The sequence below is a fragment of the Stenotrophomonas sp. Marseille-Q4652 genome (genome assembly GCF_916618915.1).
In the GTDB taxonomy this organism is placed as follows: domain Bacteria; phylum Pseudomonadota; class Gammaproteobacteria; order Xanthomonadales; family Xanthomonadaceae; genus Stenotrophomonas.
In genome coordinates, this window is the sequence record NZ_CAKAKE010000001.1 from 937,368 (window position 1) to 950,836 (window position 13,469).

General features: G+C 64.6%; 14 protein-coding genes. All 14 read left to right on the forward strand.

Going from position 1 to position 13,469, the window contains the following annotated elements; genetic code table 11:
• Positions 1 to 5 precede the first annotated feature (5 nt).
• The 14 genes from LG380_RS04310 (at position 6) to LG380_RS04375 (ending at position 13,392) form a co-directional block, all read left to right on the forward strand.
• Complete coding sequence (locus tag LG380_RS04310; protein ID WP_225763765.1) at positions 6 to 1,892, forward strand: copper resistance system multicopper oxidase; 1,887 nt, start codon at positions 6 to 8, stop codon at positions 1,890 to 1,892.
• Positions 1,893 to 1,897: 5 nt separating this feature from the next.
• Entirely contained in the window at positions 1,898 to 3,106 is a 1,209-nt protein-coding gene (locus LG380_RS04315) for a copper resistance protein B (RefSeq protein WP_225763766.1), read from the forward strand.
• An 84-nt stretch (positions 3,107 to 3,190) separates the two neighbouring features.
• A complete protein-coding gene (locus LG380_RS04320; protein WP_225763767.1) occupies positions 3,191 to 3,700 on the forward strand; it encodes a nuclear transport factor 2 family protein in 510 nt (169 codons plus the stop codon).
• 13 nt (positions 3,701 to 3,713) lie between these two features.
• Positions 3,714 to 4,238, forward strand: a complete 525-nt coding sequence (locus tag LG380_RS04325; RefSeq protein ID WP_223675297.1) for a DUF411 domain-containing protein — start codon at positions 3,714 to 3,716, stop codon at positions 4,236 to 4,238.
• Between the two features lie 52 nt (positions 4,239 to 4,290).
• Positions 4,291 to 4,659 carry a four-helix bundle copper-binding protein gene (locus tag LG380_RS04330; RefSeq protein WP_223675299.1) on the forward strand — a complete coding sequence of 123 codons (369 nt, stop codon included), beginning with the start codon at positions 4,291 to 4,293 and terminating at the stop codon, positions 4,657 to 4,659.
• Between the two features lie 102 nt (positions 4,660 to 4,761).
• The gene (gene copC / locus LG380_RS04335) at positions 4,762 to 5,145 is read left to right on the forward strand and encodes a copper homeostasis periplasmic binding protein CopC (protein WP_225763768.1); all 384 of its coding nucleotides are present in this window, start codon (positions 4,762 to 4,764) and stop codon (positions 5,143 to 5,145) included.
• Positions 5,146 to 5,155: 10 nt separating this feature from the next.
• On the forward strand, positions 5,156 to 6,085 hold the full coding sequence (gene copD / locus LG380_RS04340; protein ID WP_225763769.1) for a copper homeostasis membrane protein CopD: 930 nt from the start codon (positions 5,156 to 5,158) through the stop codon (positions 6,083 to 6,085).
• 176 nt (positions 6,086 to 6,261) lie between these two features.
• Positions 6,262 to 6,753: a DUF305 domain-containing protein gene (locus LG380_RS04345; protein WP_141480889.1), complete on the forward strand. Its 492-nt coding sequence runs from the start codon at positions 6,262 to 6,264 to the stop codon at positions 6,751 to 6,753.
• Between the two features lie 374 nt (positions 6,754 to 7,127).
• Positions 7,128 to 9,701 (forward strand): heavy metal translocating P-type ATPase, encoded by a 2,574-nt coding sequence (locus LG380_RS04350; RefSeq protein WP_225763770.1) that lies wholly within the window; start codon positions 7,128 to 7,130, stop codon positions 9,699 to 9,701.
• Positions 9,702 to 9,809: 108 nt separating this feature from the next.
• Positions 9,810 to 10,289: a Cu(I)-responsive transcriptional regulator gene (cueR, locus tag LG380_RS04355; protein WP_133321319.1), complete on the forward strand. Its 480-nt coding sequence runs from the start codon at positions 9,810 to 9,812 to the stop codon at positions 10,287 to 10,289.
• A 154-nt stretch (positions 10,290 to 10,443) separates the two neighbouring features.
• Complete coding sequence (locus LG380_RS04360; RefSeq protein WP_100322961.1) at positions 10,444 to 10,644, forward strand: heavy-metal-associated domain-containing protein; 201 nt, start codon at positions 10,444 to 10,446, stop codon at positions 10,642 to 10,644.
• 747 nt (positions 10,645 to 11,391) lie between these two features.
• A complete protein-coding gene (locus tag LG380_RS04365; RefSeq protein ID WP_225763771.1) occupies positions 11,392 to 11,649 on the forward strand; it encodes a hypothetical protein in 258 nt (85 codons plus the stop codon).
• Positions 11,650 to 11,785: 136 nt separating this feature from the next.
• Positions 11,786 to 12,936 (forward strand): IS3 family transposase gene (locus LG380_RS04370; protein WP_225766445.1). Its coding sequence is split into 2 segments (ribosomal slippage): positions 11,786 to 12,032 and positions 12,032 to 12,936, totalling 1,152 coding nucleotides; the frame shifts between segments, so codons are not numbered across the junction.
• A 36-nt stretch (positions 12,937 to 12,972) separates the two neighbouring features.
• Positions 12,973 to 13,392, forward strand: a complete 420-nt coding sequence (locus LG380_RS04375) for a hypothetical protein (protein ID WP_225763772.1) — start codon at positions 12,973 to 12,975, stop codon at positions 13,390 to 13,392.
• Positions 13,393 to 13,469: the final 77 nt, after the last annotated feature.

Sequence of the window (13,469 nt, forward strand, 5' to 3'; positions counted from 1 at the left end):
TTCCCATGTCATCCGATTCTTTCGGCCGTGCCGGAGGGCTGTCTTCCCCGTCGCGCCGCCTCTTTGTTCAAGGACTTGCCGCCGGAGGCGCCGCCGCGGCGCTTGGCTTCTGGCCGCGCACCAGCTGGGCCGTCAAGGCTGAAGGCGTGCCCAACGTACTTTCTGGCACCGAGTTCGACCTGACCATCGGCGAGACGCCGATGAACTTCACCGGCGCCACGCGTCCTGCCATCACGGTCAACGGCTCGATTCCTGCACCGCTGCTGCGCTGGCGCGAGGGCACTACCGTCAACCTGCGGGTCCGCAATGCCTTGCCGCCAGGCTCCATCCATGGCCACCAGGCATCGATCCACTGGCACGGCATCCTGCTGCCAGCCAACATGGACGGCGTGCCGGGACTCAGCTTCGACGGCATCGACCGCGGCGAGACTTACCAGTACCGCTTCAACGTCGTACAGGGCGGCACCTACTGGTACCACAGCCACTCCGGTTTCCAGGAGCAGGCCGGCCTCTACGGGCCGCTGGTGATCGAGCCACTCGAGCCCGAGCCCTTCGCCTATGACCGCGATTACGTGGTCATGCTCAGCGACTGGACCGACCTGGATCCGCAGCGTCTGTTCGCCCGGCTCAAGAAGCGGTCGGATTTCGACAACTTCTCCAAGCAGACCGTGGGCGACTTCTTCGCCGACGTGAAACAGCACGGCCTGGCCGCCACGGTCGAAGATCGCAAGATGTGGGGCCAGATGCGGATGACACCGACCGACCTGTCGGACGTCAACGGCAACACCTACACCTACCTGTTGAACGGCACGACCTCGCTCGGCAACTGGACCGGACTGTTCCGGTCCGGCGAGAAGGTACGCCTGCGCTTCATCAACGGGTCCGCGATGACCTACTTCGACGTGCGCATCCCGGGCCTGAAGATGACCGTGGTCGCAGCCGATGGCCAGTACGTGCATCCGGTCACGGTCGACGAATTCCGCATCGCCACCGCCGAGACCTTCGACGTCATTGTCGAACCGACCGGGCAGGATGCGTTCACCATCTTTGCCCAGGACAGTGGCCGTACCGGCTACATCAGCGGCACGCTCGCCGTCAGGCAAGGGCTGCGGGCTCCCGTGCCCAACGTCGATCCCAAGCCGATTCTCACCATGGACGACATGGGCCACGGCGGAATGGGTGGCGGCGGCCATGACATGTCTTCGATGTCTCACAGCGCAATGGCCGGTGGTGCAACCGGCGGCATGAATCACAGCGGTCACGACATGTCGGCGATGGCTGGAGGCGCAATGGCCGGCGGAAGCATGGCCGACATGGATCATGGCACCGGCGGGAGCATGGCCGGGATGGACCACGGTGCCGGCGGCATGCAGGAACACCCTGCCACCGAAACCGGCAACCCCCTGGTCGACATGCAGACGATGGCGCCCGCGCCCAGGCTGGATGACCCGGGCATCGGCTTACGCGACAACGGCCGCCGCGTGCTGACCTACTCCGACCTGCGCAGCACGTTCAGCGACCCGGACGGGCGTGAGCCCGGTCGCACGGTCGAGCTGCACCTGACCGGGCACATGGAGCGTTTCGCCTGGTCGTTCAACGGAGTGAAGTTCGCTGACGCCGAACCCCTGCGTCTGAAGTACGGCGAGCGCATGCGAGTCGTCTTGGTCAACGACACGATGATGTCGCACCCGATCCATCTGCACGGCATGTGGAGCGACCTCGAGGACGAGTCCGGCAACTTCATGGTGCGCAAGCACACCATCGACATGCCGCCTGGTACGAAGCGGGCCTTTCGCGTGCGCGCCGACGCGCTGGGTCGCTGGGCGTTCCATTGCCACCTGCTTTACCACATGGAAGCCGGCATGTTCCGCGAAGTGCGGGTGGAGGAATGAACGCCATGAGCCGTTCCAATCGTCACTCCCTAGCCATCGGCCTGACGTCCGTACTCGTTCTTGCAACTGGTTGCGCCCCGGCGTGGGCGCAGGAGACGGACCACGCCGCACACCATCCGGCAGCCAAGCCGGCTGCGTCACCATCGTCGCCAAGGCCCGCGGATTCGCACGCCGGCCATCTACCGACTTCACCGGACAAGAGTTCCGACGATCACGGGACGATGAACCACGGGAACATGCGGCACGGAGCTGCGAATCCTGCCGACAGCGAACACACCGGGATGGACCACTCCACGATGGACCACTCCACGATGGATCACTCCACGATGGATCACTCCACGATGGATCACTCCACGATGGATCACTCCGGGATGGATCACTCCGGGATGGATCACTCCGGGATGGATCACTCCGGCATGGATCACTCGGGCATGGATCACGCTTCCATGGGCCATCAACCTGGTGTCAGCGAGGACCTGCCGCCGACGGCCGAGCCGCGCGAGCCAATCCCGGTTGTCACGCCGACAGATCGGGCTGCGGCGTTCCCGGACCTCGACGAGCACCTGATGCATGGTGAATCGATCAATTCCTACTGGGCGCTTGACCGGCTAGAGGCGTGGGACGCGGACGAGGACGGCACCGGCATGGCCTGGGAAGCACAAGGCTGGGTGGGTTCCGACTTGAACCGGCTCTGGCTGCGCAGCGAGGGCGAGCGTGCAGGTGGATCCACCGAGTCGGCGGATGTGGAAGTGCTGTACGGCCGAGCGATCGCCCGATGGTGGGACGCAGTCGCCGGTGTCCGCCATGACTTCGCCTTCGGCGGCGGGCCGTCGCGCACCTATGCCGCGCTCGGTGTGATCGGTCTTGCGCCGTACAAATTCGAAGTCTCCGCGACGGCCTACCTAGGCGAGTCCGGTCAGCTCGGGGTAGGTGCGGAAGCCGAATACGAAATGCTGTTCACCAACCGGCTGATCGGCCAGTGGCTGGTCGAAGGCGAGGCCTGGAGCAAGGACGATCCGGCGGTGGGAATCGGCAGTGGGCTGAGCAAGGTCGAAGCCGGTTTCCGCTTGCGCTACGAGTTCCATCGACAGTTCGCGCCCTATGTCGGCGTGGTCTGGGAGCGTGCTTACGGCGGAACCGCAGACCTCCGTCGCGCAGCATCAGGCGATGTTGACGACACCCGGATTGTGGCGGGCGTCCGCATCTGGTTCTGACAGGAACTGGCATTGAGCCAGCGTACGCAAGGCTGGCTGAAGTTTCTTCAGCGACACACACACCACTGATTTCGGAGTTCACGCATGAACGTAACACCCGTCGCCCTCGCCCTCGCACTGGCATTTGCCGTTGTGTCGCCCGCTATGGCGCAGACAACCCAGGCGCATGCACATCACCCCGCCACTGCGGCAGCGGCGAACGTGGATGTTCCTGCCGCCGCCACGGCCGCCGTCGCCGTGGTAGAGCGGTTCAACACCGCACTGTCCAGCGAAGACCTGGCAACGGTCGGATCCCTGCTCGCTCCTGACGTCCTCATCCTCGAGTCCGGTGGTGCCGAGCACAGCCGCGAGGAATATCTGGGCCACCACGCCATCAGCGACGCGGCGTTCCTCAAGGACGCCCATCGCCAACTCCTGCGCCAGCGCGCACGAACCGCTGGTGAGTTCGCATGGGTGGGAACCGAAAGCGAGCTGCACGCCCAGAAGGACGGCAAGCCCCTGACCGTTCTGAGCACCGAGACAATGGTGCTGAAGCAGACCGCCGACGGCTGGCGGATCGTCCACATCCACTGGTCCTCGCGGACCAAGCGCTGAGCGCAGAACCGACATGAATGCTTACGGATTGAACCGACTGACGTGGGTGGTTTTCGCGGTCGCCGGCCTGGGTGCTTGCACGCAGGCCAGTACGCCTGCGCAATCCACCACCGCGCAGACAGCACAGGTCGTCCCGGGAACACCCGCCGTGACTCCAGCAGCCCTGCCACGCATGACCGTCCATAAAACCCCGACCTGCGGATGTTGCGGTGCCTGGATCGAGCACATGAAGAAAGCGGGCTTCGCGCTGGACGTGCACGACATGGATGACCTGGGCCCAGTGAAGGAGCGACTGGGTGTGCCCTACGCAAAGGGGTCCTGCCACACCACCGAGATCGCCGGATACGTGATCGAAGGCCATGTTCCAGCCGCCGACATCAAGCGCCTCCTTGAGGAAAGGCCGGACGCACGGGGCCTGGTCCTGCCCGGAATGCCGCTCGGGTCGCCGGGCATGGAAGTCCCGGATGGGCGCCAGCAGCCCTACACGGTCGAACTGGTCCATCACGACGGAACCACCGAACCATTCGCGCAGCACTGAGCCATCGGCGAATCAGGGGGCGGTGTAGCGGGCGCGCCGATTCTCGTCCGCGATGAAGCAGGAGATCCACATGACTCACCATTCCGAAGACCACCGGTCCCAGGCCATGAACACGTGCATCGACAACTGCACGCAATGCCATGCGATCTGCCTGGAGACCATCAACTATTGCCTGACCAAGGGAGGTGCACACGCAGCACCGGAACACATCGCCCTGCTGGCGACGTGTGCCGATATCTGTGCCACCAGCGCTGACGCGATGCTGCGCGGTACGAGCGTTCATAACGTCATTTGCGGTGCCTGCGCGGAGATCTGCCGCCAGTGCGCGGATGCATGCGATGCCATGAACGACCCCGAGATGACGCGTTGCGCTGAAGCGTGTCGTCGATGCGCGGAAAGCTGCAGCGCCATGGCAGCTTGATGCATCGAGGGTCCCGCCTGCGATGGCGGGATCCTCACCTCCGATTTCACAAGGCTCGGCGCCCACCAACGGGGCTTTGCATCAGTTCACAAAGAGGTCCATATGAAGTCTTCAAGCGTTCTTCGCTCTTTCGCGCTCGTACTCGCAATCGCGGCAGGGCAGTTTTCGCTGCAGGTCGCGCGCGCCCACGCGGCGTTACAGCAGTCCACACCGGCAGCAAATGCGGTCGTGGCCTCCCCAAGCCAGATCGATCTCGTGTTCAACGAGACGCTGATTCCGCGCGCGTCGCGTCTCAACCTGCTCATGAAGCACGGCAGTTCCACTATGCCGATCGAGAACGTCACGACCGAGATCGTCAACAACGGCAAGACCCTGCGTGCCAAGTTGCCTCGTCCGTTGGCTCCAGGTCTCTACACGGTGGAATACCGCGCTGTTGGAGGTGACAACCACCCCATGCCGGGCAGCTTCAGCTTCACGGTGCGTTGAGGAGTCGAGGATGTTCGACCTGTCGGCCTACGCACTGAGATTCCTGGAATACATGGTTCTCATGGTTCTTTTCGGGGTTCCGCTGTTCGGCTGGTATGGTTTGCGGCGACCGGCACTCGCCGACGCCCTGGCCGGATGGCCCTTCATGGGCATTCTGTTGGTGAGTGCCGCCGTCGGGCTCGTGCTCACCGGGGCCGATGTCGTATTCAAGACCGCCGGCATCATGGGAATGCCGATTGCCGACGTTGATCGCGAATCGCTCGGCTGGTATCTGTTTGATACGTCCGCAGGCCGCGCAGCCATGGCGAGAGGCGCGCTGCTGATCGCCATGGTGTTTGTACTCGGATGGCATCGTCGTCGCGGGAAGGTGGAGGCCGCCTTCCCGTTCGCGGCGACGCTGGCGGGCGGCGCCCTCGCCTCGCTGGCATGGAACGGCCACGCCGCCGCTGGCGAGGGCGTGGCAGGCGCGGTCCGGCTCTTTGCGGGCCTCGTCCATCTTCTCGCTGCAGGCGGCTGGATCGCAGCGGTCCTGATGTTCCTGGGAATGCTCCTGCGCGGCAAGGGCGCTGCGGGCAACGGGCGTCTGCGATCAACGCATGACTTCCTGCGTGGATTCTCGACGCTTGGAACGATTTTCGTTGCTGCGCTCATTGTGTCCGGCATCGCGCATTACGGTGATCTCACCGCGTGGTCATTGTCGACGCTGGTCCAGAGCACCTACGGAAACCTGTTGCTGTTCAAACTTGCCCTGTTCGGCGGAATGCTGGGCCTGGGAGCAATGCACCGATGGACGCTGGTGCCGCGCCTTGAACGGGCGCTGGCCGGCGGAGATCCCTCGCAGGAGGTGCGAGCCTTGCGGCAGAGCGTTGCGGCCGAGGCTGCGCTGGCGATCCTGATCCTCATTGTCGTTTCAGTGCTCGGGACGCTCAGCCCCGCTTGACCATACCTTTCAACGACACACACGCTGGCAGGCCTAACTGGTGCCGCCTGTACGTCTCCGACGCACCCGAGAACCAGGTGCGACCGCACACGTTGCCGTAACTGTCGCGGTGCAACGCTTTCCAGCATGGTTGACGTCGGGTGGGACACTGTTCCGGAAACACTAGGAGAAGCAACATGGCACACGCTGTTCAAGGGACAGATCACAAGCACGCCGAGGGCAGCGGGCGTCCCTATCTGCTGTTCTGGATCAACATGGTGCTCGGTCTCGCGGTGATGTACATCGTCATGTTTTCGATGATCGATGGTGTCCGCGACTTCCGGAACAACCTGAACATGTTCTACATGGCACTGACCATGTGGGCTCCGATGGGGATCTTCATGCTCGCCACAATGCCTGGCATGTTCCCCAAGAAGGGCCTGAACATGGCGCTTTACGCAATCTTCGCCGCAGTGACGCTCGGCTCGTTCGGCGCCACGCGCGCGCAGGTGCTTGTAGATGACCGTCAGTTCATCGACTCGATGATCCCCCATCACTCAGGTGCGATCCTCATGTGCCGGGAAGCCAGACTGCGTGACGCCGAACTGCTCGCGCTGTGTGACGACATCACCAAAGCGCAGCGCTCCGAGATCGACCAGATGGAGAGCATCAGATCCCGTCTCGACTAGGCCGAGGATCTGCCTCCATCTGCTGCCCGGTGTCCGAGAAAAATGCCGCCCGGCCTCGCTCCAGAACTCGCCAAACTCCGGCGCCGAGACCGGCAGCCGCATGATGGCACTCGACAATGTGCCGCCGGCGCTGTCCAACTTCGAAACGCGCGGTCCATGACGTTGATCACCGGAGCCGGTTTCGGTCGACCGATCGTCTTACAGACAGCGGTCCAGAGGCCAGCGAGCTGATTCAACAGCCGCAATCGCCATCCGCACGATGGCAGTGCATGAGCTGGCTGCGCGGTAGCGACCTGGCGAGCTGCCGGGCCTTGACCTTGCCATCGTGGGAATCTTTAAGCTGGGCTTCCCGCGCATATTCCAGGGATAGTTCCATGACTTTCGTCGCCACCCGACCGGTCGCCAATCCACCCAGCTCCGCCGTCTCCCGCCTGAGCCTGCCAGTCGAGGGCATGACCTGTGCCTCCTGCGTTGGCCGCGTCGAGCGGGCGCTGAACGCGGTCCCCGGAGTGCAGGCGGCCGCGGTCAATCTCGCCACCGAACGTGCCGACCTCACCTTCTTTGGCCTGGCCGATCCGCGGGCTGCGGTTCGCGCCATCGAGAGTGCCGGCTACACGGTGCGCGAAGAGACCACCGAGCTCGCGATCGAGGACATGACCTGCGCGTCGTGCGTGGGCCGGGTCGAAAAGGCGCTCGCACAGATCCCGGGCGTGCTCGAAGCCAACGTCAACCTGGCGACCGAGCGCGCGCGGGTGCGCCACCTTGCCGGGGTCGTTTCCACGGCGGACCTTGAAGCGGCGGTCGAACAGGCGGGTTACAAGTCCCGCCGCTTGTCCGTCGATACGGCAAGTGCAGGCGATCATGACGCCGAGCGTCGTGAGAGCGAGGCACGGGGGCTGCGGCGGGCTTTGACCATTGCCGCCGTCCTCACCTTGCCAGTCTTCATCCTCGAGATGGGGTCCCACCTGATTCCCGCCATGCATCATTGGGTGATGGGGGTCCTGGGTCAGCAGACGAACTGGTATATCCAGTTCGCGCTCGCCACCCTCGTGCTGTTTGGTCCGGGGCTACGCTTCTTCCGCAAGGGCGTACCAGCGTTGCTGCGCGCTGCCCCCGACATGAATTCACTGGTCGCGGTTGGCACGGCGGCCGCGTACGGCTATTCAGTCGTCGCGACCTTCGTCCCCGACGTGCTGCCCCCGGGCACCGCCAACGTCTATTTCGAGGCCGCCGTGGTCATCGTGACCCTGATCCTGCTCGGGCGCTCGCTGGAGGCGCGCGCCAAGGGGCGAACCTCACAGGCGATCAAGCGCTTGGTCGGACTCCAGGCCAAGAGCGCGCGCGTCGAGCGCAACGGCGATACGGTCGAAGTTCCGCTCGATCAGGTGGCGACCGGTGACGTCGTGCTGGTTCGTCCGGGCGAGAAGATTCCGGTGGACGGCGAGGTCGTCGAGGGCGCCTCCTATGTCGACGAGAGCATGATCACCGGCGAGCCGGTCCCCGTATCGAAGGGGGTGGGCGCCGATGTCGTCGGAGGCACGATCAACAAGACCGGCGCTTTCAGTTTCCGCGTGACGAGGACCGGCGCGAACACGGTGCTCGCGCAGATCATCCGCCTGGTCGAGGAAGCGCAGGGTTCCAAGCTGCCGATCCAGGCGCTGGTCGACAAGGTCACCATGTGGTTCGTCCCGGCAGTGATGGCCGGGGCCGCGCTGACCTTCCTTGTTTGGCTGGCCTTCGGACCGGAGCCCGCGCTGTCCTTCGCGCTCGTCAATGCGGTCGCGGTGCTCATCATCGCCTGTCCCTGTGCCATGGGGCTGGCCACGCCGACCTCGATCATGGTCGGGACGGGCCGCGCGGCCGAGCTCGGCGTTCTCTTCCGCAAGGGCGACGCCTTGCAGGCGCTGCGCGATGTGAGTGTCATCGCGCTCGACAAGACCGGCACGCTGACCAAGGGGCGCCCGGAGCTGACCGACCTGGTGCCTGCCGAAGGCTTCGAATACAACGAAGTCCTGGCGTTTGTCGCCGCGGTCGAGACCCGCTCCGAGCACCCGATCGCAGAAGCGATCGTCGACGCCTCCAAGCAGCGGGACATCACGCTCGCACCCGTCGGGGGCTTCGAGGCCACGCCGGGTTTCGGCGTGTCGGCCAAGGTCGCCGGTCGCACCGTCGCCGTCGGCGCGGACCGATTCATGACGCAGATCGGTATCGATGTGTCGGACTTCCTGCCTGTCGCCCAGCGTCTCGGCGACCAAGGCAAGAGTCCGCTCTATGCCGCGATCGACGGCCGGCTGGCGGCGGTGATCGCGGTGGCCGACCCGATCAGGGAGACCACGCCCGAGGCGATCAAGGCGTTGCGTGCGCTGGGACTCAAGGTCGCGATGATCACCGGCGACAATGCCGCGACGGCCGCGGCGATCGCCAGGCAGCTCGGCATCGATGAAGTCGCGGCCGAGGTCTTGCCCGACGGCAAGGTCTCGGCGCTGAAGAAGTTCCGGACCAATGGCGCGCGGGTCGCCTTCGTGGGCGACGGCATCAACGACGCGCCGGCGCTGGCCGAAGCGGACGTCGGGCTCGCCATCGGCACGGGAACCGATGTGGCGATCGAGGCTGCCGACGTGGTGCTGATGTCGGGCGACCTGCGCGGCGTGACGAATGCCATCGCGCTCAGCCGAGCGACGATCCGCAACATCAAGCAGAACCTGTTCTGGGCTTTTGCCTATAACGCCCTGCTGATCCCGGTCGCGGCGGGTGCGCTTTACCCGGTGAACGGCATGTTGCTTTCGCCGATCTTCGCTGCGGCCGCGATGGCCCTCTCCAGTGTCTTCGTGCTCGGCAACGCGCTGCGGCTCAAGCGCTTCCAGGCTCCCATAACGATCGAAACCCGTACGGGGATGCCCCAGAGCGGGGCGGCATTGCCCAATCCGCGCCAGGCAATCGAACATTGATCCCAAGACACGGTGCCGCCTGACTGAACACCAAGACAGGATCGATGTGGCGGACGCCGGCCTAGCGTGTCGAACCAAGCATCCTTGGGTGACCAGGAAAAGAGAATGATGAATATCGGTGAAGCAGCCAAGTTTTCAGGCGTGTCGGCGAAGATGATCCGCTACTACGAACAGATCGGCTTGATCCCCAAAGCTGCGCGCTCTGAGGCCGGCTACCGACACTACAGCACGCCTGACGCTTATAGCCTTCGCTTTATCCGTCGCGCACGAGACCTTGGCTTCTCTGTCGAACAGATCGCAGAACTGCTGGTCTTGTGGCGCGACCGTGACCGCGCAAGCGCCGACGTCAAGGCGATGGCGCTTTCCCATGCCGCCGGACTGAAGACGAGAATCGCCGAGCTGCAGGCGATGGTGCAAACGCTCGAGCATCTGGCCGACCACTGCCACGGGGATGACCGACCGGAATGCCCGATCCTTGCGGATCTGGCCGAGCCAACAGCGGCGGAGTCGCGTTCGCAGGGTCCACATAGGACGCCTCGGTTTGGGGCCGACACGCCCGCCTCCTCGCGTAACCGCGGCGTCAGATGACTCATTCGTGGTCGGACGTGCATTCGCAAGAGTTCTCGGCGCCGTTGTCGGCCAGCCGTGAGCAGCTTGCAAACATTCTGCTGATAGCCGATTGACCTTGCCACGCTGTCAAACCCCATATTGATCCGACACCACAGTCGATCAGGAGATCAAGATGCTTCGTTTCCACATTCCAAACATGACATGCGGCGGCTGCGCCAAGTCCGTCAAGAAGGCACTGCTCAGTGTGGACCCCCAAGCCCGCATCGAAACCGACCCACCGACGCGTCAGGTGAGGGTCGATAGCGACATGGACGGGGGCGCGTTCCTCTCAGCGCTCAGTGAGGCTGGGTACCCGGACGAGCGATCAGCCTGAAGCTGGTTCCGGCCGCCGCCGACGCGCTCTACTCGCGCTCGGGGATCCCGCTGAGCCCGATGGTTGCGGCGCTCGCCATGAGACTGAGCTAGGTGTCGGTTGTGGCCCGCGCGCTTCGCCTGGCCGGGTCGGTTCCGGTTTCGGCGACACCGAAAGCGGCCTACCGGTCCAGTCACCCGATCTGCCCGGGGGATTGATCTGGATCAGTTGCATCTGACCGAGCAAAAGGTAACCTCAAGCCATGATCCGCCGTCGTCACCGTAGCTGGTTGCAGCGCGCCGCCCTCCTCGCGATGGCGGCGCTGCTCTGGTCCCAGTTCGCGCTGGCCGGTCATGGCGGTTGCCTGGATCTCCCGGGAGCGACCACCGCAGACGCGGCTGACGCTTACGCCCAACACGACCCCAACCACGGCTGTGACGCCGATCTTCCCTCAGCGGACACGGCGCTGTGTGCCGCACATTGCAGCGAAGGGGGCATTTCGGCTGACAGCAGTCGCATCCCCCCGGTGCCACCGCTTATTGTCGGTGCGTGGCTCTCCTGGTTCGCGGTCGCTCAGACCGCAGACGCCGGTCCCGGGGTTTCGTCTGCATGGGTGGATGCACCACCCAGGCCCGCCTGGCACCGCCCCACCGCCCATCCAGCGGCTCTCCTGCTGATCTGATGCCCGAACGCTGACTGCTCCGCACGCCTCTGTGCGGCGCAGTGCTGTGCGTTCTTGCCGTGCGCGTCACGGCATGTGTTCAGGGCGTGTATGCACGCATGCGTCACCCGCAGTACGTCGCCTTCGTACTCGTACTGACTGGTTTCCTCCTGCAGTGGCCCACGCTGCTCACGCTCGCCAGCTATCCGGTGCTGGTGTGGGCCTATGCCCGCCTCGCGCGTCGTGAGGAGAGAGATTGCCTGAGCCGCTTCGGCGAGGACTACGTGAGCTACATGCAGGAGGTGCCGGCCTTCATACCGCGACGCCGGCGCGGTCCTGTCCGATCGGCGGGGGAAGTCCGATGAAGGCCGACCGTCGTGTTCCATCCGTTTGTGCTCTCGCAGTCTCGCTGTTTCGCCTCACATCCATTCAAGGAGTTGGACCGCCCAGCCTTTTGTAGACACCCGCAGGCCATAATTCATGGCTACAGCAGAGGTGTTCATGAGCAGCAAGCGATACACGGATGAGTTCAGGGCGGAGGCGGTGAAGCAGGTGCTCGAGCGGGGCTTTACGGTGGCGGATGTGGCCGCGCGGATCGGGATCCCCAAGCACACGCTGTACGACTGGGTGCAGAAGGCGAAGAAGGCCGGGAAGGCAGCCGCAGGCTCTGCGTTGGTGGGGACCGACTCGGCGGAGATACGCCGCCTCAAGGCCGAGCTCCGGCGCGTGACCGAGGAGCGCGACATTCTAAAAAAAGCCGCCGCGTACTTTGCCAAGGGGTAAGGGCGAAGTACGCGTTCATGCGTGCGCACATCGGCGAGTTCCGACTGGTCGCGATGTGCCGGGTGCTGGGCGTGCACCGCAGCGGCTACTACGCCTGGGTCCGGCAGTCGGCCAGCCTGCGTGAGCGCGAGGATCAGCGGCTGCTGGGGCTGATCAAGCACTTCTGGCTGGCCAGCGGTGGCGTGTATGGCCACCGCAAGATCACGCTTGACCTGCGCGAAGCGGGCGAGACCTGCAGCCGCCACCGCGTGCAGCGGCTGATGAAGGCCGAGGGTCTGCGGGCGCAGGTCGGCTACGGGAGCAAGCCGCGACATCGCGGTGGCCCGGTGGGTGCGGTCGACAACGTGCTCAACCGCGACTTCGCCCCCGACGCGCCGAACAAGGTCTGGGTCACCGACATCACCTACATCCGCACCTACGAGGGCTGGCTGTTCCTGGCGGCGGTGATGGACCTGTACTCGCGGCAGATCGTGGGTTGGGCCACGGCGCCGACGATGACCAGCGACCTGGTGCTGCAGGCCCTGGTGGCGGCGGCATGGCGGCGCAAGCCGGGACCGGGCGTCATGGTGCACTCCGACCAGGGCAGCCAGTTCACCAGCAGCGACTGGCAATCGTTCCTGAAGGTGCACCGGATGGTGCCGAGCATGAGCCGCCGCGGGAACTGCCACGACAACGCGGTGGCCGAGAGCTTCTTCAGCGTCCTGAAAAAGGAGCGGATCAAGCGGCGGATCTACCCGACCAGGGCCGCGGCGGCCTCGGACGTGTTCGACTACATCGAGATGTTCTACAACCCGGTTCGTCGGCATGGTTCCGCTGGCGATGTCTCACCGGTAGAGTTCGAAAGGCGCTACGCGCAAAGCGGCCGATGAGTGTCTATGAAACTCTGGGCGGTCCAAGTCCACACAATGAACAACGTCACACATGCCGCCTGTTTTGCTGGCCCGCGCACCAATCCCAATCGCTGGTTCGCCGCGGTGGCGCTGGCGGGCGCCTTTGCCTTCTCCTTCGCACTGCCGGGGGCTGCTTCCGCGAGCGAAGGCGGGTTCCGCCACAACGTGTTGATGCGCGGCCAGGTTCTGGAGACGCAGGACGACACACTGGTGGTCTGCGTCGGCAAGGCCGACGGAGCCCAGGTCGACCAGGTGCTGGATGTGATCCGGCACAAGCGCCGTAACCCCGGTCCCCGGGATATCGGGCCGCGCTTTCGCCGGGAAGCCGTCGGTCAGGTGCGCATCACCGGGCTGTTCGACGACCACTACGCAGAGGCTGAAGTGATCTCCGGAAAGCCCAAGGTCAATGACATCGTCGAGCTGATTCGACCGTGAGCAAGCCACGCGTCCGGCGCGATCTGCGTCGGACGTGTGCCCGCTTTCCACCATCACTTCCTGCCAGAACCGGAGCT

What these genes read in the sequence shown, in the direction of transcription:
- LG380_RS04350 (WP_225763770.1), top strand. Translation starts at nt 7,128, where the DNA reads ATGACTTTCGTCGCCACCCGACCGGTCGCCAATCCACCCAGCTCCGCC.
- LG380_RS04310 (WP_225763765.1), top strand. Translation starts at nt 6, where the DNA reads ATGTCATCCGATTCTTTCGGCCGTGCCGGAGGGCTGTCTTCCCCGTCG.
- LG380_RS04315 (WP_225763766.1), top strand. Translation starts at nt 1,898, where the DNA reads ATGAGCCGTTCCAATCGTCACTCCCTAGCCATCGGCCTGACGTCCGTA.
- LG380_RS04360 (WP_100322961.1), top strand. Translation starts at nt 10,444, where the DNA reads ATGCTTCGTTTCCACATTCCAAACATGACATGCGGCGGCTGCGCCAAG.
- LG380_RS04320 (WP_225763767.1), top strand. Translation starts at nt 3,191, where the DNA reads ATGAACGTAACACCCGTCGCCCTCGCCCTCGCACTGGCATTTGCCGTT.
- copC (WP_225763768.1), top strand. Translation starts at nt 4,762, where the DNA reads ATGAAGTCTTCAAGCGTTCTTCGCTCTTTCGCGCTCGTACTCGCAATC.
- LG380_RS04325 (WP_223675297.1), top strand. Translation starts at nt 3,714, where the DNA reads ATGAATGCTTACGGATTGAACCGACTGACGTGGGTGGTTTTCGCGGTC.
- copD (WP_225763769.1), top strand. Translation starts at nt 5,156, where the DNA reads ATGTTCGACCTGTCGGCCTACGCACTGAGATTCCTGGAATACATGGTT.
- LG380_RS04330 (WP_223675299.1), top strand. Translation starts at nt 4,291, where the DNA reads ATGAAGCAGGAGATCCACATGACTCACCATTCCGAAGACCACCGGTCC.
- LG380_RS04375 (WP_225763772.1), top strand. Translation starts at nt 12,973, where the DNA reads ATGAACAACGTCACACATGCCGCCTGTTTTGCTGGCCCGCGCACCAAT.
- LG380_RS04345 (WP_141480889.1), top strand. Translation starts at nt 6,262, where the DNA reads ATGGCACACGCTGTTCAAGGGACAGATCACAAGCACGCCGAGGGCAGC.
- cueR (WP_133321319.1), top strand. Translation starts at nt 9,810, where the DNA reads ATGAATATCGGTGAAGCAGCCAAGTTTTCAGGCGTGTCGGCGAAGATG.